Consider the following 20,407-nt stretch of genomic DNA (forward strand, 5'->3'; position numbering starts at 1 on the left):
CCGCGCAGCGGGCGCGAACACCCGGCCGGTGGTGTGAACTTCGCCCCGGCAGCGGGGGATAGGGTGTGGGAATGGTGCAGGACGTGCGGGTGGCGGAATTGCGCGCTGCCGTGGCCGGGTTGATGGGGCAGGCGAAAATAGATTTGGCACAGCTTGTTTCGTTCCGGTCGGTGGCCGATCCGCGGCAGTATCCGATCGAGGAGTGCGACCGGGCGGCGCAGTGGGTCGCCGACGCGTTCGCGGCCGCCGGACTGACCGCGGTCGGCCTGCACGAAACGCCCGACGGCACCAAGGCGGTCGTCGCGTCCCGGCCCGCGCCCGACGGGGCCCCCACGGTGTTGCTCTACTGTCACTACGACGTTCAGCCGCCGCTGGACGAGGCGGCGTGGCGCACCCCGCCGTGGGAGCTGACCGAGCGGGACGGGCGCTGGTACGGCCGCGGCAGCGCCGACTGCAAGGGCAACATCGTCATGCATCTGACGGCGCTGCGCGCGCTCGGTCCGGATCTGCCGCTGGGCGTCACGGTGGTGGCGGAAGGATCCGAGGAGCAGAGCACCGGGGGACTGGAGCGGTTCGTCGAAGCCGAGCCGGAGTTGCTGCGCGCGGACGCGATCGTGGTCGGCGACTGCGGCAACTTCGCCGCTGGTGTGCCCACCTTGACGCAGACGCTGCGCGGCGGCGTGAACGTGGTGGTCACCGTCGAAACTCTCGCCGGCCCGCTGCATTCCGGCATGTTCGGCGGACCGGCCCCCGACGCGCTGGCCGCGCTGATCCGGCTGCTGGCCTCGCTGCGCGACGAGCGGGGCAACACGACCATCGACGGGCTGCCCAACGATCAGGTCTGGCCGGGCGTCCAGTACCCGAGCGAGCAGTTCCACACCGACGCGCGCGTCCTCGGCGGCGTCGAACTCGTCGGTGACGGCACCGTCGCGGACCTGCTCTGGGCGCGACCGGCGCTGACGGTGCTCGGCATCGACGCGCCTCCGGTGGTCGGCTCCGCCGCCGCGATCCCGGCGACCGTGCGCGCCCGGCTGAATCTGCGCATCCCGCCGGGCACCGACCCGGAGCATGCCTACCTGGCGCTCGTCGCGCACCTGGAGGCGCACACGCCGTGGCGCGCCAGGCTGACCGTCGAGCTGGAAGGCACCGGAGCGCCGTTCCGGTCCCCGACCGGCGGACCCGCGCGCGCCGCGATGGAGGCGGCGCTGGCGGCGTCCTACGGTCGGCCGGCGACCACCCAGGGACAGGGCGGCTCGATCCCGCTGTGCAACGTCTTCGCCACCACCTACCCGGACGCGGAAATCATGCTGCTGGGGGTCGAGGAGCCGAAATCCCTGATCCACGCGCCCAACGAGAGCGTCGATCCGAAGGAGATCGAGCACATGGCGCTGGCCGAGGCGATATTCCTCGCCACCTACGCCGGGTAGCGCTACAGCTCGGTGTCGTTCTCCGGTGTGAGGACCCGGAATTCCGTTCCGGCCGGGGCCATCTCGGACAGCCTGCCGAAATAGATGCCCTGCGCCTCTTCCCGGATGATGCCGTAGTGGATGGGCAGCGCGACACGGGGAGCGACCGCGCGCAGGTAGTCGACGGCTTCACTGACCCGCATCCACGGCGCGGCGGCCGGAGCGGCCAGGACGCCGACCGGGACCGGCGGCACCCACAGCGAGTCGCCCGGGTGGACGAGCTGCGCCGGGTCGTCGGCGGTGCCCAGCTGGAAGACGGTGTTGTCGATCACGGGGATCTCCGGATGGATGACGGCGTGCCTGCCTCCACCGCCGGTGATGCGGAGCTCACCGAGGGTGAGCACATTGCCCGCGTGCACCGCCTCCCACCGCCCGCCGCGCTGCTCGGCGGTCTGCGGGTCCGAGAGCAACCGCGCGCCGGGATTGGCCTCGACCAGCGCATCGATCCGGTTCGGGTCGATGTGGTCGGGATGCTGGTGGGTGACCGCGATCGCGTCCAGACCGGTGAGGCCCTCGAAACCGTGCGAGAACGTGCCCGGATCGAACAGGATCTTCGTGCCGTGCAGCTCGACGAGGAGACAGGAGTGACCGAAGTGGGCTATGCGCATGCCGCCATGCTAGCCACGGCCGATGTGTTCTCCGCGACATCGCCGCCGTCTCGGCCTACCCCGCGGATGACGCACCCGACCAGCACAACTACGCTGCTGAGGTAACCCCCCAACCACATGAGGAGCAACGCGTGGCACGAGTCGTGGTCGAGGTGATGCCGAAGGCCGAGATCCTGGATCCGCAGGGGCAGGCCATCGTCGGCGCACTCCCGCGCCTGGGATTCGAGGGCGTCTCGGACGTGCGGCAGGGCAAGCGATTCGAACTCGACGTCGACGACAGCGTCGACGACGCCGCGCTCGAGCAGATCGCCGAATCGCTGTTGTGCAACACGGTGATCGAGGAATGGAAGGTGGTTCGCCTCTCATGACCGCTCGCATCGGCGTCATCACGTTTCCCGGCACGCTCGACGACGTGGACGCGGCCAGGGCGGTGCGCTTGGCCGGTGCCGAGTCGGTCAGCTTGTGGCACGCCGACGCCGACCTGAAGAGCGTCGACGCGGTAATCGTGCCCGGCGGCTTCTCCTACGGCGACTACCTGCGGGCAGGCGCCATCGCCCGGTTCGCCCCCGTCATGGGCGAGGTCGTCCGCGCGGCGGGCGCCGGGCTGCCGGTGCTCGGCATCTGCAACGGCTTCCAGGTGCTGTGCGAGGCCGGGTTGCTGCCCGGCGCGCTGACCCGCAACGAGGGCCTGCACTTCATCTGCCGCGACGAATGGCTCACCGTGGAATCGGCGTCGACGGCGTGGACCTCCCGCTTCGAGCAGGGCGCGCAGATCCTGGTCCCGCTGAAGTCCGGCGAGGGGCGCTACCAGGCGTCGGAGGCCGTGCTGGATCAGTTGGAAGGCGAGGGCCGGGTGGTCTTCCGCTACGCGAGCGACAACCCGAACGGCTCGCAGCGCGGCATCGCGGGCATCGCCTCGGCCAACGGTCGCGTCGTCGGCCTGATGCCGCACCCCGAACACGCCACCGAGCCGCTCACCGGCCCCAGCGACGACGGGCTCGGCCTGTTCCTCTCGGTTCTGGACACGCTGGTCGCTGTGTAATCCGGCCGCGACCTGGTCGCGGCGTCGGTGAATCGAGCTGCGGCACAACTTGTCCGGACCGGGGTTTGCGCTCGGTGTCCGCGTCTGTCCATCAGCTGATGCGGTCGATGATCTCGAAGTCGACTCCCTGCACGCGGGCGATGTACCCGCGCTGGATCGCCTGGTTGCCTCGGAAAGCCCTTACGCCGGACGAAGTTTCGAGGAACAGGCCGTGGTCGAGGGCGTCCAGGATCTCGGGCACCGCGAGTGATCCGACCGTCCGCGCGAGCGAGGCGAGGGTGTGGATGGCTTCGTAAGTGGCGTTGCTGAAGCTGGTCAGCGCGGGGGCGAACGCGCCGTGGCGCCGGTGGTAGCGGGTGATCCGGTCGCGCCCGTCGGGTGTGCGGTCGTCCAGGAAGAAGCTGGACGCCACGAAGAAGCCGTGGTTGGCCTCCGGGCCCGCTGCCAGCAGGACGTTCTCGTCGGCCGCCGGGCTGACCCGCGGCTGGGTCGCGGCGCGGCCGGTGGCCGCGTACTGCCGGTTGAAGCGAGCGACGTCGGCGCCGACCATCAGGATGACCACCCCGTCGGCCAGGCCGAGTGCCGGATGAGTGAGGAAGTCGGAGAAATCCGGGCAGCCCAGCGGAACATACTGTTCCAGCACGATCGCGGCCGGATCGGACAGGCTCGCGCGAATCGCCTCGGCGGACCGGCGCGGCCAGATGTAATCGTTGCCGATGATGGCCCAGCGCCGCACGCCGTACTCGCGTTCGAGCCAGTGCACGGCGGGCACGGTCTGCCCGGCCGGGTGCTCGCCGAGCATCAGCACGCCGGGTAGCTCGTCGGTCAGGCCCTCGTGGCTGGTGGCGTACAGGTACGGAACCCGGCCCGCGCCCGCCCGTGCCACGGCCCGCCGGACCGCGGAGGTGTGCCATCCGGTGATCGCGTGCACCATGCCGGTGGACAGCAGCGCGGAGACCTCGGCGGCGACCTCCGACGGCGCCCGCCCGCCGTCGATATTCGTGGTACGAATTTCCCGCCCCAGAATTCCCGCTCCACGGTTGATTTCGTCGACCGCGAGCGATATCGCCGCATCGCAGGACGGTGCCACGATACCGCCCGGTCCCTGCCGTGGAACTATGTTGAGAACCTCGATTGTGCCGTCGGGGCTCTCGCTCAACGCGGACATTGGGTACTCTTCTTCTCGTTCGAGCGAAATTGACGGCAGGCGGGGAAATAATGACGTCCATTGTAAGCGGAAATTCGACGCTGCATGGCGCGCTGCGTGCCGCGGAGCGCGGTTGGGTGCGCCACTTGGACGCGGCGCTGTGTGCCAGGCAGCTCTCGCCGGATCAGTGGTCGATGCTGTCGAATCTGTGCGGCGACGCGGGCATCACGATGACCGAGCTGGCGGCCAGATCGCAGCTGGCGCCCTCCTCGGCCACCAGGCACGCCGACTATCTCGCCGAGCGCGGCCTGATCTTCCGGCTCGCCGCGCAGGACGATCGCCGTCGCATCCTGATCGGCCTCAGCAGGCTCGGCGCCGACTTGGTCGCCGAAGTGCGCACGGAGGAGGCGCGCGCCGAACAGGAGTTGCGCGGGCGAATCGGTGCGCGTCGATATACCGAACTCATGCGATTGCTCGATCTGGTTTCCATCGCCTCGGAGTAATACGCCGAAGTACTGGACATTCATCCGATGAATGCCGCGAACGCCCGATTCGTGATCTGCCGCCAGACCATTCCGGCCCTTATGCGTCCGGACGAAACTCGCGGCGCCGAGGGTGCTCGGGTCGGCCGTGATTTCGGCATCGGCCATATCGTTTCCACCGGTATTCGCCACGCCTGATGATCGACCGGGGCGCGCCGGTCACCGATACCCTGCCTAGGATCGCAGGCATGCCCGTCTCCACCACCGCCGCCACGGCCGCCGGGTTGTGCGCGTTCATCGATGCGTCTCCGTCGCCGTTCCACGTCTGTCGCACGGTCGCCGCGGAATTGGCGGAGCGGGGGTTCACCCGGCTCGCCGAGTCGCAGCCCTGGCCCACGGACGGCTCGGGCAGGCATTACGTGGTTCGCGGTGGGTCGCTGGTCGCCTGGGCGGCCGGGGACGGCGCGGGCGCGACCCCGTTCCGCGTGGTCGGGGCGCACACCGACAGTCCGAATCTGCGCGTCAAGCAGCATCCCGACCTGATCTCGGCGGGCTGGCAGCTGGTCGGGCTGGAGCCGTACGGCGGCGCGTGGCTGAACTCGTGGCTGGACCGCGAGCTCGGCGTCTCCGGGCGGCTCAGCGTGCGCGACGGAAACACGGTGCGCGAAAACCTGGTTCGCATCGATGAGCCGATCCTGCGGGTGCCGCAACTGGCCATCCACCTCTCCGAGGACCGTAAGGGCGTCACGCTGGACCCGCAGCGGCACGTGAACGCGGTGTGGGGCGCGGGATACGAGGCGGCCGCGTTCATCGATTTCGTGGCCGATCGGGTGGGCGTCGATCCCGGCGACGTGCTCGGCTGGGAGCTGATGACCCACGACCTGACGCCGAGCAGGCTGATCGGCCGGGACCAGGATCTGGTCAGTGCGCCGCGCCTGGACAACCAGGGCACCTGCTTCGCGGGTCTGCGGGCGTTCCTCGCCGCGATCGACGAGCCCGGCGCGGCGATCCCGGTGCTGGCCATGTTCGACCACGAGGAGGTCGGCAGTCAGTCCGACCGCGGCGCACAGTCCGATCTGCTGCCCGCCGTGCTGGAACGCATCGTGCTCGCGCGCGGCGGCGGCCGCGCCGATTACCTTGCCGCGCTGGCCGGTTCGGTGTGCGCGTCCGGCGACATGGCGCACGCGACGCACCCGAATTATCCGGAGCGGCACGAGCCCGCGCACCGGATAGAGGTCAACGGTGGGCCGGTGCTGAAGGTCAACCAGAACCTGCGCTACGCCACCGACGCCACCGGCGCGGGCGCGTTCGCGCTGGCCTGCGCCCAGGCCGGGGTCCCGTTGCAGCGCTACGTGCATCGGGCCGACCTGCCGTGTGGCTCCACGATCGGGCCGATGACCGCGGCGCGCACCGGCATGCCGACCGTCGACGTGGGCGCGCCGCAGCTGGCGATGCATGCGGCGCGCGAGCTGATGGGCGCGTTCGACGTCCCGGCCTATGCCGCGGCGCTGGCCGCCTTTCTCACGCCCGAGACCACCGGGCGGTAGGTGAACACCGCGACGACGAACACGGCGAAAGTCGCCAGCACGTACGTGCTTCCGATGATCTGCTGCCACCAGGCCCACTCCAGCTCGCGGTCGCGCGAGTGCGGCAGCAGCCAGTGCGGGCCGATCAGGAACACCACGGCGGCCGCCGTGACCAGGCCGATCGCTCGCGGACCGCGCCTGCCGCGCACCATGAGATCGGCGGTGACCACCAGTGTGGGCGCGATCCACACCCAGTGATGCGACCAGGAGACCGGCGATACCAGCAGCACCGCCGCGGCGTTCACCAGCAGCGCCGCCACGGTCGCGCCGGCCTCGATCAACCTGCGCATCCACACCGCGGCGAGCGCGACGGCCAGTACCGACAGTGTGATCCACACCAGCGTGGCGGCCGTGTCGTCGATGCCGAGGCGGAACGCCATGCCCTTGATGGACTGATTGCCCGCGAAGTACGGCGGCCCGATGCGGCCGGTGTCGGCGAGAGTGTGGAACCAGTAGTCCACGGAATCGCCGGGGAACAAGAGGAATCCGAGACCGACCGCCGCGATCGCCGATATCACCAGCGTGCCCGCGGCCTTCCAGTCCTTGCGCAGCACGAAGTACAGCAGGTAGCCGGCCGGGATCAGCTTCACCGACACCGCGATGCCGATCAGCATGCCGCGCGGCCAGAACGGCTTGCGCACCAAGCAGTCCAGTGTGATCGCGGCCATCAGCACCAGGTTGATCTGACCGAAGCCGAAGGTCTGGCGGATCGGTTCGAAGAACTGCGCCACCGCTACCGCGCCGATGACCAGGGTGAGGACGGCCGGCCGGGACAACTCCGGACGCAGGCGCGCCAGCACCAGCCACAGCGAGATACCCAGGCTCACCACGGAGGTGACCACCACCAGCACCTCGGCCGCGACCAGCGGCATCAGGGCCAGCGGCGCGAAGAACAACGCGGCCAAGGGCGGATAGGTGAACGGCAGCCCGATCCCCTCCACCGGCGGCATCGGGCCGTACAGGTCGCCGCCGTCCAACCAGACCCGGGCTCCGTTGCGATAGACCTGCAGGTCGATGTAGCCGTGCCACCAGTGCGCCAGCAGTGACACCAGCGCCGACACCGCGAACAATGCGACAGCGGCAATCAGCCAGCGCACTTGCGGTGACCGGAGGTTCGGCGCCGCGTCGCCGGGCGCGGTTCCCGGTCCCCCGCTCCGGGCCGGCGCGTCGTCCGAGGTGACCGATCTCTCACCCGGATTCGCGACCCCCGATCCATCGTTCACGGGCTCAGAGTAGCCGGTGCGGATGGCCCGTACCCACTGCCTCTAGACTTACACCCAGGCATCTCGCCGCCGCCCAGTGACAACGCTCGTCGCTTCAGCATGCCCGGCCGAAAGGACCCTGGTACTCCGTGACTCCGCAGGTCGACACCGTCAGCGCAGCCGCAGCAAACCCCGACGTGGCGCAACCCTACAAAGAACTCGGCCTCAAAGACGACGAGTACGCCCGCATCAAGGAGATCCTCGGTCGCAGGCCGACCGACGCCGAACTGGCGATGTACTCCGTGATGTGGAGCGAACACTGCTCCTACAAGTCCTCGAAGGTGCACCTGCGCTACTTCGGCCAGACCACCACCGACGAGATGCGCGCGTCCATGCTCGCGGGCATCGGTGAGAACGCGGGCGTCGTCGACGTGGGCGACGGCTGGGCGGTCACCTTCAAGGTGGAGAGCCACAACCATCCCTCCTATGTCGAGCCGTACCAGGGCGCGGCCACCGGCGTCGGCGGCATCGTGCGCGACATCATGGCGATGGGCGCGCGCCCGATCGCGGTGATGGACCAGCTGCGCTTCGGCGCGGCCGACGCGGCCGACACCCGCCGCGTGGTGGACGGCGTGGTGCGCGGCGTCGGCGGCTACGGCAACTCGCTCGGCCTGCCGAATGTCGGCGGCGAGACCGTGTTCGACGCCTCCTACCAGGGCAACCCGCTGGTGAACGCGCTGTGCGCGGGCGTGATGCGGGTCGAGGACCTGCATCTGGCCTTCGCTTCCGGCACCGGCAACAAGATCGTGTTGTTCGGCGCGCGCACCGGCCTGGACGGCATCGGCGGCGTCTCGGTGCTTGCCTCGGACACCTTCTCCGGTGACGAGTCCGGTTCCGGCCGCAAGAAGCTGCCCTCGGTGCAGGTCGGCGACCCGTTCACCGAGAAGGTGCTCATCGAGTGCTGTCTCGAGCTGTACGCGGCGAAACTGGTGGTGGGGATCCAGGACCTCGGCGGCGCCGGATTGTCCTGTGCCACTTCCGAGCTCGCGGCGGCCGGGGACGGCGGTATGCACATCGAGCTGGACAAGGTGCCGCTGCGCGCGGCAGGCATGACGCCCGCCGAAGTGCTCTCCAGCGAATCGCAGGAGCGCATGTGCGCGGTCGTCACGCCCGAGAACGTGGACGCGTTCATGGCCGTGTGCCGCAAGTGGGACGTGCTGGCCACGGTGATCGGCGAGGTCACCGACGGTGACCGGCTGGTGGTCACCTGGCACGGCGAGACCGTGGTCGACGTGCCGCCGCGCACCGTCGCGCACGAGGGACCGGTCTACGAGCGCCCGGTCGCGCGCCCCGACGAGCAGGACGCGCTGATCGCCGACTCCCCGGACCGGCTGCCTCGACCGCGGAACGCCGACGAACTGCGCGCCACGCTGCTGCGGATGATCTCCAGCCCGCAGCTGTGCAGCCGCAAGTGGATCACCGAGCAGTACGACCGCTACGTGCGCGGCAACACCGTGCTGGCCGACCAGGCCGACGCGGGCGTCATCCGGATCGACGAGCAGACCGGCCGCGGCATCGCGCTGGCCACCGACGCGTCCGGCCGCTACACCAAGCTGGACCCCTACGCCGGTGCGCAGCTGGCGCTGGCCGAGGCCTACCGCAACGTGGCCACCACCGGCGCGACGCCGAAGGCGGTCACCAACTGCCTGAACTTCGGTTCGCCGGAGGATCCCGGGGTGATGTGGCAGTTCCAGCAGGCGGTACGCGGACTGGCGGACGGCTGCGTGGCGCTGGGCATCCCGGTCACCGGCGGCAATGTCAGCTTCTACAACCAGACCGGTCAGACCGCGATCCTGCCGACCCCGGTGGTCGGCGTACTTGGCGTGATCGACGACGTGCACCGCCGCATTCCGACGGGGGTCGGCCTGGAACCGGGTGAGACGCTGATTCTGCTCGGCGAGACTCGCGACGAGTTCGGCGGGTCCATCTGGTCCCAGGTGGCGCACGACCACCTCGGCGGCGTCCCCCCGAAGGTCGACTTCGCCCGCGAGCAGTTGCTCGCCGAGGTGCTCACCGCCGGTTCGCGCGACGGCATGATCAGCGCCGCGCACGACCTCTCGGAGGGCGGTCTCGCCCAGGCCGTCGTCGAAGCCGCGCTCGCCGGGGAGACCGGCTGCCGCATCCTGCTGCCCGAGGGTGCGGACCCGTTCGTCACCCTGTTCTCCGAGTCGGCGGGCCGCGTGCTGGTCGCCGTTCCTCGCTCGGAGGAGACCAGGTTCACCCGCATGTGCACCGCCCGCGAACTGCCGTGGGTGCGCATCGGCGTGGTCGACCAGGGGTCGGATTCGGTCGAGGTGCAGGGCCAGTTCTCGATCACCATGGACGAATTGCGGGCCGCGCACGAAGGCACGCTGCCGAAACTGTTCGGCGCGGGCGCCGTCTGACGAAACCGCCCACCTGGGCGGGCCTGGACCCCTCGTTGCCGGGCCCGCCCAGGTGCGCGGGTTCAGGCGACGGAATTGAACGGATCGTGCTCGGAGAGCAGCTTCTCCATCCGCGCCTGATCGATGCGACCGTGGATGGTCGCCGCCTCCTGCTGGTCGCGGATCACCTTCGCGAGCGTGAAGGTGCTCGTGACCAGGAAGAGCATGGACATCGCGAGGAACCCGCGCTGCCAGACGTCCAACGGCAGTGCGTAGATCCCGATCCCGATTCCGACGAAGCTGATGCCGAACGCGATCGCGGCCTGGGCGACGTAAGCGGCGGTGGCCTTCTGCCGCGCGGTCGTTGTGCTCATGGACAGAAAGTTTCCGGTCGGCGCGGCGTAGGCACCTGTGTACAACTACTCGAGCGGCATGGGTAGTTGCCTGGACCGCGGCCGGTGTGATCTGCGTCCGGTGCGACCGCGTCGCGGCGGGCGACGCGCCGGACGGTCGGTGGCGACCGCCATACTGATCGAATGCTGGAGACCGCCGGGACCATGCGGAAACTGCGCACGCGCGCGGTCGCGATGACCCGGCGCGCCGAGGACGTCATCGATCTGAACTACGTCGGCTTGGTGGTGGCGACGGTGTTCTTCGCGTTGTCGGTGACACCGTCGCTGCTGCCGCGCGACTGGTTGTTCCAGGGGTTGATCAGCGGGATCAACGCCGCCATCGGGTACGGCGCGGGGTGTTTGCTGGAATGGCTGTTCCGGCTGTGGGTGCGGCCGCGGTTGAAGATTCCGCCGCCGCCGACGTGGGCGCGTTACGCGGTCAAGTCCGCGGTGCTGCTCACCGCGGCGCTGAGCGCCGCGCTGATGCTGGTGCAGTCGGCGCGGTGGCAGCGCGAGATCACGGCGTTGATGGACATGGAAGGCACCACCACGCCCGCCTACCTGCGCACCGGTCTGCTCAGCCTGGCCGTCGGCGCGGCGGCGGTCGCGGTCTACCGCACGCTGCGAGAGATCATCCTTTTCCTGGCTCGCGTGCTCAACCGGTGGGTGCGAGTGCCGCGGGAGCTCGCGCCGGCCGCCGGATTCCTGGTGCTGGTGGTGCTGGCGGTGACGATCTTCAACGGTGTCGCCACCCAGGCGTTCTTCGCGGTGGCCAACTCGGCCTTCAGCGTGCGCAACGACCACACCTCGGTGAACGCGGTGCAGCCGCAGCAACCGGAACGCTCCGGCAGCCCGGCCTCGCTGGCGAAATGGGAGACCTTGGGATTCGAGGGGCGCTGGTTCGTCTCACACGGCCCCACGGCGAACCGCATCACCTCGGTCACAGGCCGTCCGGCCAAGGAACCCATCCGCGCCTACGTCGGCCTGGAATCGGTCGAAGGCGACCAGCAACCGGCCGAGCTGGCGGTGGCGGAGCTGGAGCGGACCGGAGCGTTCGATCGGAAGGCGCTCGTGGTGGTCACCACCACCGGCACCGGATGGGTGAACTCGCTGGCGGCGGGGGCGATCGAGTACATGTACGACGGCGACACGGCGATCGTCGCCACGCAGTACTCGTACCTGCCGAGCGTGCTGTCGTTTTTGGCCGACCGCAACAAGGCCGCCGCGGCGGGCCGGGACGTGTTCGACGCGGTGTACCAGCACTGGACCGCGCGGCCGCCGGAGGTGCGGCCCAAACTGCTGGTGTACGGGGAGAGCCTGGGCTCGCAGGGGTCCGAGGCGGCGTTCGAGGGCCTCGCCGACCTGCGGGCAAAGGTCGACGGCGCGCTGTGGGTCGGCCCGCCGAACTCCAACCGGCTTTGGCAGCAGTTCGTCGCCCGCCGTGATCCGGGGTCCAGGGAGGTCGAGCCGCTGTACGCGGACGGGCTGGTGGTGCGGTTCGCCACCGACAGCGCCGACTTGGCGCGGCCTTCGTCGGAGTGGCGGCCTCCGCGTATCGCGTATCTGCAGCACGCGTCCGACCCGATCGTCTGGTGGTCGACGGATCTGATCTTCTCGCGACCCGATTGGCTGTCGGAGCCCCGCGGCTCGGACGTCTCCTCGCAGATGCGCTGGTGGCCGTTCGTCACGTTCTGGCAGGTGGCCGCGGATCTCACCAACGCGCAAGGCGTCACCGACGGGCACGGACACCGGTACGGCAGCCTGGTGCTGGACGGCTGGGCGGCCATCGCCGCGCCGCCGGACTGGACCGCCGAGCGCGCCGAACGGATCCGGGCAGTGGTCGAGGCCGCGGAGGACTCCGAGCGAGAGACCAAGTGAGATCTGGCACGGCCGCGAGATCGATTGTGGCGGTGGCTGCTCCGCTCGCCTGGAGCAATGCGGTCCTGCCTCGCCTCGGTCTCGGCATCCGTGGGCGCACGGCTGCCAATGCCGGTTTCGCCACCCTCTACGCGATCGCAGTGCGTGCCGACCCGGGGCGGTGGTCGGTGCGCGGCGTTCGCTCCGGGCTGCTCGCCGCCTCGGCGGTGACAGCCGGTTACGCATCGGCCCTTGCCGTTCCGTCGCTGCGATGGCAATCGGCCGAACTCGCCGGCCGCGGACCCGACGTGCCGACCGCGGAGTGGGTGGCGGTGCACATTCCCCTCGGGACCGTCTACAGCGAGGAACTCGTTTTCCGCGGCACGCTGGATCCACTGCTCGACAACGTCTTAGGTCCGCGAGCAGGCGCGTTGCTCGGCGCGGCGATCTTCGGGCTGTGGCACATCGCACCCGCGCGGGCCGTAGGTGACAGCGTGCCCGCCACCGTGGCCGTGACGGCGGCGGGCGGTCTCGTGTTCGGTTGGCTGCGCCGCCGCACCGCGGGCGTCGTCGCTCCGGCACTGCTGCACCTGGCCATGAACGCGGGTGGTGCGATCGCTCCTCGCCTGGCCCGCCGCCGCCAGATCCAGGATCGCCGATCCCGGCCGGTCCGGCCGGCGCCTGCGAGCTTGTGAACAGCTACGGAACTCCATTGTTCGGCGCTCCTTGCGAGCGGTGCGTGGTTTCCGACCCGCGTTCGCCGCAGCCTCCTCTCCGCTGCGGAGCCGCTGCCGTCGAACGAGTGCGGTGATTCGGCGGCCGTGACGATCGTCGGAGTCCGCCGCCGCCCCTGGGGCCTGCGGATGCCGCGGCCTGCCGAACGCCTCGCAGGCATGGTTCGTAAGTGACTCGGCCCGTCCGCCGTCCGCGATCGAATGGCGCCGCACTCGAGGGTTGCGCACATCGTTCCAATATGGGTACGGTGTTCGCATAGCGCGAACAGTGTGCGCAAGGGAGAGATCGGAGTGAAGCTATGGCGAACGCGATGAACTGGGACGAGACGGGTGCGTGGCAGGTGCGTGGAGACTGGGGCAGCACGGATTCGTCCGGACGCCGGTTCTCCGTGGCACGCTGGCAGGCGCGGTTGGACCAATTGCGCGCCCAGCACAACGTTCCGGGGGCGTCGCTGGCCGTGCTGGTGGACGGACAGGTCTACGAGATCGCCAGCGGCGTCCTGCACCGGGGAACGGGCGTGCGGGTGACCACCGACTCGGTGTTCCTCTGCGGCTCGATCGCCAAGGTGTACACCGCGACGCTGATCATGCAGCTCGCCGATGCGGGAAAACTCGATCTCGATGCTCCGGTGATCGACGTCCTGCCGGAGTTCGCCACTCCCGATGAGCCGGCGACGACGACGATCACGATCAGGCAGCTGCTCAGCCACACCGGCGGCGTCACAAACGATTTCAACCACGACACCGGGCGGGGCGACGACTGTCTCGCCGCGTATGTCGCGGCGGCACGCGAAGTGGCGTTGGACTGCGCGCCCGGCACAGCGATGTCCTATGGCAGCCTCGGCTACATCGTCCTCGGCCGTGTCGTCGAAGTACTCACCGGCAAGACCTGGGATCAGGCCGTGCAGGACATGCTCGCCGCCCCGCTGGGGCTCGGCCACCTGGTGACGCTGCCCGAGCAAGCGCTGCGGTTCCGCGTCGCGATGAGCCATCTGGGTGCGGCGGGCGTCGATCCGGATCCCGCGCCGGAGTGGGATGCGATGCCGCGCAGCGCCGCGCCTGCGGCTCGGGTGATCACCTCCGCGGGCGACATGGTCCGCTTCGCTCGAATGCATCTCGAGGGCGGGCGCGCCGCCGACGGCGCGACGGTGTTGTCCCGTGCTTCGGTCGCCGCGATGCAGCGGCGCGAGGTCGACGTACCGGACAAGTGGACGGTCAGCGCCGACGGCTGGGGTCTCGGGTGGACGCTCTACGACTGGGACGGCGTCAAAGGATTCGGCCACGACGGCGCGGCCGTAGGTCAGTACGCGTACTTGCGGGCGGTGCCCGAAGCGGGGGTCGCTGTGGCGCTGCTCACCAATGGCGGCGGCGCCCGCCCGCTCTACGCGGCCCTGTTCGGGGAACTGCTCGCCGAACTGGCGGACGTGCGGATGCCGGACCCGTTCGGCCCGGCCGACCCGCCGGTGGCAGTGGACATCGCCCCGTTCGTGGGCACCTACCGGCGCGCGGGCGTGGTGGTCACCGTCACGAAGCGGGATGACGGCACCGGGCACATGCGCTATGAGTTCGTCGACGGTATGGCGGGCCTGTCACCGGCGCTGGACATGGAATTGACCCCCGTCGGGCCCACCGTGTTCGCCGCCTCCGGCGCGGGCCCGTCGTTCAGCGAGGAATACATGCCTGTCGTCTTCGCCACGCTCGCCGACGGCACCGAGTGCTGCTATGTGGGCATGCGCGCCACCCCGAAGGTGTGACACCCCGCCATCTCGTCCAGTCGCCCGGCCGCGCTCCCGCTTCGAGCGGGTGCCCAGCGCCGGGCGACTGCCAAGCGTGCGAAGTAGGGTCGGGAACGTGGCAGGACGAGGGACGGTCGATCCAGCGCGGATGCGGGCGGCGGTGGCGGTGGTGAGCGAGTGGTTGCGCGACGAGTCGGTCGGCGCCCCCACTCGTGCGGAACTGGCGACGGCGGTGCGGACGACCGCACGGTCACTGGCGGCTTCCGCGCCAGGACACTCGGTGGAGGTGCGGGTGCCGCCCTTCGTCGCGGTGCAGTGCATCGAGGGCCCGCGGCACACCAGGGGCACCCCGCCGAACGTCGTCGAGACCGACCCGCGCACCTGGCTGCTGCTGGCCACCGGCCTCGTCACGTTCGACGACGCCCGAACCGCCGGGGCGGTGAGCGCCTCGGGCGCCCGGGCGCCCGAAATCGCCCATTGGCTGCCGATCGTCCGGGCGACGACCAGCTGACGGCGGCCGGAGGAGTCCGTCATCGCGGCGTGTGGCCGGCTCAGCCCTGGACGATGTTGCGGCGCTCCAGCCCCTTGCGGTCGTAGAAGCGGGTGACCGTCGCGCCGAAGACCAGTCCGATCACCAGCCCGAGGACCGCCATCCACACGCCGCGGGTGAGTCCCGCCGCGAAATTCGCGTCGAAGTACAGAATCGAGCGCACCCCGAGGAACACCTGATGCATGGGCTCGAAGGAGGCGAGCCAGCCGAAGTACCGCGGCGTGGCTTCGATCGGCACGGTACCGCCGGAGGACGGCAAGCCGAGGATGACGAACAGGATCAGGTTCACCAGCAGTCCCGCCGAACCGATCGCCGCCAGCATGGACAGCCCGGTCACGCCGACGGCGGTCATGGCGAGCGCGCTGTAGAGGTACAGGGCGAGCGGATTGCCGATCGGCATGTCCAGCAGCTCCCCGACGATCAGGAACACCGCCGCGACGATGTTCGCCGCCAGCACGAACACACCCCACTTGATCAGCAGCGTCTTGAACCGCGAGATCGGTGTCGGCGGGTAGTGCACGTACCACGGCCCGTATTCGGTGGGGACGAAGCCGAGCTGCGCATCGATCATGGTGTGGATCACCATCGCGCCGACCACACCGGCCAACAGCAGCAACAAGGAGTAGAAGAACGCGGTCAGCCCTTGACCGCTGCCGTGCGGCAGCGGGTGGTACTGCTGGGTGACCACTTCGATCGGCGACGCCAGCGCCACCTTGGTCGCGCCGGTCAGCTGCGGCGCGGGCGGACCGCCGGGCCGCGGGGCGAGCTGCGCGGTGACCTGGTCGAGCAGCTGCTTGCCGACCTGCTTGTTCACTTCGGTCAGCGCCTCGTTCCCGATCCGCAGCACGATCTGGGTACCGAACGCGCCGGTACGCGGGTTCGTCTGCACGGTGATGATCGGTCGCGGGATGTCGCCCGGTATGACACTGCCCACACCCAGATTGCCGAGCCGCTTGCTGAAATCGCTCGGGATGACGATCGCGCCGTAGACCTGCCCCGACTGCATCTGCCGCTCGGCCTCGTTGATGCTGATCACGCGCAGGTCGACCTTGTCCGAGGGCACCCCGTCGGCCAGCGCGGCGGTGATCTGGTCGCCGAAATTCACCTTCTGCGCGCTGTCGCCGCTGCCGATGGTGTCGCCCACGTCCTGATTGACGAGGGCGATCGGGAAGTCGTGCAGGTTCTTCTCCGGATCGACGACATAGTCGAGATACATGATGCCCAGCAGCGCGGTGAGCAGGCTCAGCACGGCGAGGGGAAACAGCACCATCCGAGGCCAGGGCCTGCGCGCGGGAGCCGCACCCGACTCCGTCGTGCCCGCGTCGTCCGTAGTCGTCACGGTGCGCACCGTAACAGCTGCGCGGCCCGCGCCGACCTCGCTTCGCTGACGCCGGATTGCTATTCGGATGCGGCGGCGATGCGAGAGCACGGCTGTCCACCCGTAGAATGAAATCTGCCCCCAGCCCGCCCGAACAGGGAGCAAACGGTGACCAACGCCGAACTGCCGGTCCAGAGCATTTCCGCCACCTCCTGTCCCACCCCGGACGTCGACGAGAACGAGCCGCGCGAGGAGTGTGGAGTCTTCGGAGTCTGGGCGCCGAGTGAAGAAGTGGCGAAACTCACGTACTACGGGCTCTATGCTCTGCAACACCGTGGGCAGGAGGCGGCGGGCATCGCGGTGTCGGACGGCTCGCAGATCCTCGTCTTCAAAGATCTGGGTCTGGTCAGCCAGGTGTTCGACGAGCAGACCCTGGCGGCCATGCCGGGCCACATCGCCGTCGGGCACTGCCGCTACTCCACCACGGGTGGAGTGACCTGGGAGAACGCCCAGCCCATCTTCCGCACCACCGCGGTCGGCTCCGGAGTTGCCCTCGGCCACAACGGCAATCTGGTCAACACCGCCGAATTGGCCGGTCGCGCACGCGAACTCGGACTCCTCGGCGCCACCGTCCGGGGTGGCCGCCCGCAGCCCGCCGCGGCGACGTCCGACTCCGACGTGGTCACCGCGCTGCTCGCGCACGCCTCCGCCGACTCCAGCATCGAGCAGGCCGCGATGGAACTGCTGCCCACCTTGAAGGGCGCGTTCTGCCTGACGTTCATGGACGAGCACACCCTCTACGCCGCGCGCGACCCGCACGGCGTGCGCCCGCTGTGCCTGGGCAGGCTGGAGCGTGGCTGGGTCGTTGCCAGTGAGACCGCCGCGCTGGACATCGTCGGCGCCGCATTCGTCCGCGAGATCGAACCCGGCGAACTGCTGGCGATCGACGCCGACGGCGTGCGCTCGATGCGCTTCGCCAACCCCGAGCCCAAGGGTTGCGTCTTCGAGTACGTCTACCTGGCCCGGCCGGACAGCACCATCGCGGGCCGGTCGGTGCACGCTACCCGGGTGGAGATCGGTCGGCGCCTGGCGAAGGAGCACCCGGTCGACGCCGACCTGGTGATCCCGGTCCCCGAATCGGGCACTCCGGCCGCCGTCGGCTACGCGCAGGGGTCGGGCGTGCCCTATGGCCAGGGTCTGATGAAGAACGCCTACGTGGGTCGCACATTCATCCAGCCCAGCCAGACCATCCGGCAGCTGGGTATCCGACTCAAGCTCAATCCGCTGCGCGAGGTCATCCGGGGCAAGCGCCTGATCGTCGTGGACGACTCGATCGTGCGCGGCAACACCCAGCGCGCGCTGATCCGGATGCTGCGCGAGGCGGGCGCGGTGGAGATCCACGTGCGGATCGCCTCGCCGCCGGTGAAGTGGCCGTGCTTCTACGGCATCGACTTCGCCTCCCGCGCGGAGTTGATCGCCAACGGCGCGGGAACCGAGGGCGACGTCGCTGACATGGTCGAAGGCGTGCGCCGCTCGATCGGCGCCGACACCCTCGGCTACATCTCGCTCGACGGCATGGTCGCCGCGACCGAACAGCCACGCTCGCGGCTGTGCGCCGCCTGTTTCGACGGCGACTACCCGATCCCGCTGCCCACCGAGGCCGCCATCGGAAAGAACGTGCTCGAGGGCATGCTCACCGGCCAGTCCGAGGCCGTGCTGCTGAGCGAGAACGCGAACGCGAGCGCGCTCAGCCGTCCATGAGCGGCCGCTGATCGCCTTCTGATCATCCGATCCGGTGGTTCGCCCGCTCCGGGCGAGCGCCGGATCACTCTCACACCGCGGCGCGGGAGGGTTTCGTCGCGAGCGTTCGTGGGTACCGTGATGCACTGTCACGCAGCGTGGTCTGGCGTGCTCGAGACATGACGCCCAGCGCTCCGCGGCAATTCTGGACGTACGACCGGTATTTCCCGGCGGTCGTAGGCCCTGCGCATAATGCCTGCTGACGGGCTCGCGAATTTTCTTCGAAAACGTAACGTGCCGAAAATGCTTCGTAGGTACGGTGCCGATCAGATCGGAAGTTCACCCGTGTCCGCACCGGGCCTGCGATCCCAGCGGAACGCGGTGCGGCGCTCGAGAAGTGGGGCCGTGATGAGGAATTCGAGGTTGGGGCGACGTAGCGGAACGCGAACCATCGCGGCCGTCGGGTTGCTGGCGTTGGCGGCGTCGGTGCTCGCGGGCTGCGGTTCCGGACGAACCGGTGAGGACGACGACGGCGGCGGCTTGGTGGCGGGCACCACCGACAAGATCTTCTCGCTCGATCCGGCGGCCGCCTACGACAACGGCTCGCTGGTCGCCGAGACGCAGATCTATCAGTACCTGCTCAACTTCGCGCCCGGCGACGCGACGCCACAGCCGGATGCCGCGCAGAAGTGCGAGTTCACCGCGCCCACGGTATACACCTGCACGTTGAAGGACGGCCTGAAGTTCGCCAACGGCAACCCGCTGACCGCGACCAGCGTGAAGTTCTCCTTCGACCGGATGCTGCGGATCAACGACCCCAACGGCCCCGCGTCGCTGCTGGGCAACCTGGAGAAGACCGACGTCGTAGACGCGCGCACCGTCGCGTTCACGTTGAAGGTGGCGAACGATCAGACCTTCCCCGCGATCCTGCCCACTCAGGCGGGGCCGATCGTCGACGAGAAGGTGTACGCGCCGGACCGGGTTCTGCCGGACGAGGACGTGGTGAAGGGCAAGGGCTACTCCGGCCCGTACACCATCGCCGGTTATGACAAGAACAAGCTCGTCGAGTATCGGGCGTTCGCCGACTACAACGGCATCCTCGGCAAGCCGAAGACCGAGACGGTGTCGACGAAGTACTACGCGACCACCGACAACATGAAACTCGACCTGCAGAACGGTTCGCTCGACGTCGGATACCGGTCGTTCACGCCCACCGACATCGAGTCGCTGCGCGGCGACGGCAAGGTCACCGTGCACGAGGGCCCTGGCGGTGAACTGCGCTACATCGTGTTCAACCTGAACACCATGCCGGGCGGCACGCCCGCGCAGAAACTGGCCGTGCGCAAGGCCGTCGCGTCCACCGTCGACCGGGCCGCGCTGGCCGACGGCGTCTACAAGAAGACGTATCTGCCCGCGTATTCGTCCGTGCCGCAGGGCGTGCCGGGCGCGGCGGAGCCGTTCAAGGACATCTACGGCGCCCGGCCGAACAAGGACCAGGCGGCGAAGATCCTGGCCGAGGCCGGGGTGCCGACGCCGGTCGCGCTGAATCTCCAGTACAACCCGGATCATTACGGTTCCAGCAGCTCCGAGGAGTACGCCGCGATCAAGGCACAGCTGGAGGCCACCGGCTTGTTCCGGGTCGATCTGCAATCCACCGAGTGGGTGACCTATCAGCGCGAACGCGCGCGCGACGGGTATCCGCTCTTCCAGTTCGGCTGGTTCCCGGACTTCCCGGACCCGGACAACTACCTGTCCCCGTTCTTCGGCCCGAACAACTTCCTGCAGTCGCATTTCGAGGATCCGGGCATCTCCGCGCAGCTGATCGCCCAGGCGACCCAGCCCGACAAGGACAAGCGGCTCGCGCAGATCCAGCAGGTCCAGCGCGATCTCGCGCAGAACTTCCTGCCGATCGTTCCGTTGCTGTCCGGCAAGCAGATCGCGGTCTCGGCCGCCGGAGTGCACGGCGTGGAACAGACCCTCGACGCGTCGTTCAAATTCCGTTACACGGTGCTGAGCAAGTGAGTTCCGGCGACACAGCCGGGCCCGGGACGACGATATCGGCGAACAGCGCGCCGGTGCCGGTCCGGGCCCGGCCCTCCGGCCTGCGGCGAAGCCGCGACGACT

18 protein-coding genes are annotated in these 20,407 nt (G+C 69.3%); 13 read left to right on the forward strand and 5 right to left on the reverse strand.

From position 1 onward, the window contains the following. Positions 1-71: 71 nt before the first annotated feature. On the forward strand, positions 72-1,427 hold the full coding sequence (locus GVY64_RS16290) for a dipeptidase (RefSeq protein WP_159842188.1): 1,356 nt from the start codon (positions 72-74) through the stop codon (positions 1,425-1,427). 2 nt (positions 1,428-1,429) lie between these two features. On the opposite strand, the gene GVY64_RS16295 is transcribed toward GVY64_RS16290, so the two are convergent. Continuing rightward, complete coding sequence (locus tag GVY64_RS16295) at positions 1,430-2,074, reverse strand: MBL fold metallo-hydrolase (RefSeq protein ID WP_159842190.1); 645 nt, start codon at positions 2,072-2,074, stop codon at positions 1,430-1,432. Positions 2,075-2,205: 131 nt separating this feature from the next. Here GVY64_RS16295 and purS point away from each other — a divergent pair, with 131 nt between their 5' ends. Both purS and purQ read left to right on the forward strand, forming a co-directional pair. Beyond that, positions 2,206-2,442: a phosphoribosylformylglycinamidine synthase subunit PurS gene (gene purS, locus GVY64_RS16300; protein ID WP_063023328.1), complete on the forward strand. Its 237-nt coding sequence runs from the start codon at positions 2,206-2,208 to the stop codon at positions 2,440-2,442. After that, positions 2,439-3,116 carry a phosphoribosylformylglycinamidine synthase subunit PurQ gene (purQ, locus tag GVY64_RS16305; protein WP_159842192.1) on the forward strand — a complete coding sequence of 226 codons (678 nt, stop codon included), beginning with the start codon at positions 2,439-2,441 and terminating at the stop codon, positions 3,114-3,116. Before purS ends, purQ begins: the two co-directional genes overlap by 4 nt. Before the next feature lie 91 nt (positions 3,117-3,207). Here the strand turns inward: purQ and GVY64_RS16310 are convergent, their stop codons facing one another. Next, positions 3,208-4,284, reverse strand: a complete 1,077-nt coding sequence (locus GVY64_RS16310) for a substrate-binding domain-containing protein (RefSeq protein ID WP_159842194.1) — start codon at positions 4,282-4,284, stop codon at positions 3,208-3,210. A 50-nt stretch (positions 4,285-4,334) separates the two neighbouring features. On the opposite strand from GVY64_RS16310, the gene GVY64_RS16315 reads away from it, so the two are divergent. Genes GVY64_RS16315 through GVY64_RS16325 form a run of 3 tightly spaced genes read left to right on the forward strand, consistent with a single transcriptional unit; the run spans position 4,335 to position 6,292 of the window. Further along, on the forward strand, positions 4,335-4,766 hold the full coding sequence (locus GVY64_RS16315; protein ID WP_043719065.1) for a MarR family winged helix-turn-helix transcriptional regulator: 432 nt from the start codon (positions 4,335-4,337) through the stop codon (positions 4,764-4,766). A 27-nt stretch (positions 4,767-4,793) separates the two neighbouring features. Beyond that, a complete protein-coding gene (locus tag GVY64_RS16320) occupies positions 4,794-4,943 on the forward strand; it encodes a hypothetical protein (RefSeq protein ID WP_159842196.1) in 150 nt (49 codons plus the stop codon). Positions 4,944-4,993: 50 nt separating this feature from the next. Next, entirely contained in the window at positions 4,994-6,292 is a 1,299-nt protein-coding gene (locus GVY64_RS16325; RefSeq protein ID WP_159842198.1) for a M18 family aminopeptidase, read from the forward strand. On the opposite strand, the gene GVY64_RS16330 is transcribed toward GVY64_RS16325, so the two are convergent. Next, on the reverse strand, positions 6,241-7,554 hold the full coding sequence (locus GVY64_RS16330; RefSeq protein WP_236566868.1) for a glycosyltransferase 87 family protein: 1,314 nt from the start codon (positions 7,552-7,554) through the stop codon (positions 6,241-6,243). The genes GVY64_RS16325 and GVY64_RS16330 overlap by 52 nt on opposite strands. A 128-nt stretch (positions 7,555-7,682) precedes the next feature. Between GVY64_RS16330 and purL the strand changes: the two genes are divergently transcribed. Then, positions 7,683-9,977: a phosphoribosylformylglycinamidine synthase subunit PurL gene (gene purL / locus GVY64_RS16335; protein WP_159842200.1), complete on the forward strand. Its 2,295-nt coding sequence runs from the start codon at positions 7,683-7,685 to the stop codon at positions 9,975-9,977. A gap of 62 nt (positions 9,978-10,039) precedes the next feature. On the opposite strand, the gene GVY64_RS16340 is transcribed toward purL, so the two are convergent. Beyond that, positions 10,040-10,330, reverse strand: coding sequence for a YiaA/YiaB family inner membrane protein (locus GVY64_RS16340; RefSeq protein ID WP_159842202.1), 291 nt, complete (start codon positions 10,328-10,330; stop codon positions 10,040-10,042). 162 nt (positions 10,331-10,492) lie between these two features. On the opposite strand from GVY64_RS16340, the gene GVY64_RS16345 reads away from it, so the two are divergent. From GVY64_RS16345 to GVY64_RS16360, 4 genes are all read left to right on the forward strand, one after another. Then, the gene (locus GVY64_RS16345; RefSeq protein ID WP_159842204.1) at positions 10,493-12,226 is read left to right on the forward strand and encodes an alpha/beta hydrolase; all 1,734 of its coding nucleotides are present in this window, start codon (positions 10,493-10,495) and stop codon (positions 12,224-12,226) included. Between the two features lie 32 nt (positions 12,227-12,258). Further along, positions 12,259-12,900: a CPBP family intramembrane glutamic endopeptidase gene (locus GVY64_RS16350; RefSeq protein ID WP_236566869.1), complete on the forward strand. Its 642-nt coding sequence runs from the start codon at positions 12,259-12,261 to the stop codon at positions 12,898-12,900. A 338-nt stretch (positions 12,901-13,238) separates the two neighbouring features. After that, a complete protein-coding gene (locus tag GVY64_RS16355; RefSeq protein ID WP_159842208.1) occupies positions 13,239-14,693 on the forward strand; it encodes a serine hydrolase domain-containing protein in 1,455 nt (484 codons plus the stop codon). A 97-nt stretch (positions 14,694-14,790) separates the two neighbouring features. After that, entirely contained in the window at positions 14,791-15,186 is a 396-nt protein-coding gene (locus GVY64_RS16360) for a sterol carrier family protein (protein ID WP_159842210.1), read from the forward strand. A 40-nt stretch (positions 15,187-15,226) separates the two neighbouring features. Here GVY64_RS16360 and GVY64_RS16365 read toward each other — a convergent pair whose 3' ends face one another. Next, a complete protein-coding gene (locus GVY64_RS16365; RefSeq protein ID WP_159842310.1) occupies positions 15,227-16,495 on the reverse strand; it encodes a YhgE/Pip domain-containing protein in 1,269 nt (422 codons plus the stop codon). 216 nt (positions 16,496-16,711) lie between these two features. Between GVY64_RS16365 and purF the strand changes: the two genes are divergently transcribed. Continuing rightward, a complete protein-coding gene (gene purF, locus GVY64_RS16370) occupies positions 16,712-18,304 on the forward strand; it encodes an amidophosphoribosyltransferase (RefSeq protein ID WP_159842212.1) in 1,593 nt (530 codons plus the stop codon). A gap of 429 nt (positions 18,305-18,733) precedes the next feature. After that, the gene (locus tag GVY64_RS16375) at positions 18,734-20,305 is read left to right on the forward strand and encodes an ABC transporter substrate-binding protein (protein ID WP_442939597.1); all 1,572 of its coding nucleotides are present in this window, start codon (positions 18,734-18,736) and stop codon (positions 20,303-20,305) included. Positions 20,306-20,407 lie beyond the last annotated feature (102 nt).

This window comes from Nocardia sp. CY41 (genome assembly GCF_009829325.1).
Classification (GTDB): Bacteria; Actinomycetota; Actinomycetes; order Mycobacteriales; family Mycobacteriaceae; genus Nocardia.

What these genes read in the sequence shown, in the direction of transcription:
- GVY64_RS16290 (WP_159842188.1), top strand. Translation starts at nt 72, where the DNA reads ATGGTGCAGGACGTGCGGGTGGCGGAATTGCGCGCTGCCGTGGCCGGG.
- GVY64_RS16295 (WP_159842190.1), bottom strand. Translation starts at nt 2,074, where the DNA reads ATGCGCATAGCCCACTTCGGTCACTCCTGTCTCCTCGTCGAGCTGCAC.
- purQ (WP_159842192.1), top strand. Translation starts at nt 2,439, where the DNA reads ATGACCGCTCGCATCGGCGTCATCACGTTTCCCGGCACGCTCGACGAC.
- GVY64_RS16310 (WP_159842194.1), bottom strand. Translation starts at nt 4,284, where the DNA reads ATGTCCGCGTTGAGCGAGAGCCCCGACGGCACAATCGAGGTTCTCAAC.
- GVY64_RS16315 (WP_043719065.1), top strand. Translation starts at nt 4,335, where the DNA reads ATGACGTCCATTGTAAGCGGAAATTCGACGCTGCATGGCGCGCTGCGT.
- GVY64_RS16320 (WP_159842196.1), top strand. Translation starts at nt 4,794, where the DNA reads ATGAATGCCGCGAACGCCCGATTCGTGATCTGCCGCCAGACCATTCCG.
- GVY64_RS16325 (WP_159842198.1), top strand. Translation starts at nt 4,994, where the DNA reads ATGCCCGTCTCCACCACCGCCGCCACGGCCGCCGGGTTGTGCGCGTTC.
- GVY64_RS16340 (WP_159842202.1), bottom strand. Translation starts at nt 10,330, where the DNA reads ATGAGCACAACGACCGCGCGGCAGAAGGCCACCGCCGCTTACGTCGCC.
- GVY64_RS16345 (WP_159842204.1), top strand. Translation starts at nt 10,493, where the DNA reads ATGCTGGAGACCGCCGGGACCATGCGGAAACTGCGCACGCGCGCGGTC.
- GVY64_RS16355 (WP_159842208.1), top strand. Translation starts at nt 13,239, where the DNA reads ATGGCGAACGCGATGAACTGGGACGAGACGGGTGCGTGGCAGGTGCGT.
- GVY64_RS16365 (WP_159842310.1), bottom strand. Translation starts at nt 16,495, where the DNA reads ATGGTGCTGTTTCCCCTCGCCGTGCTGAGCCTGCTCACCGCGCTGCTG.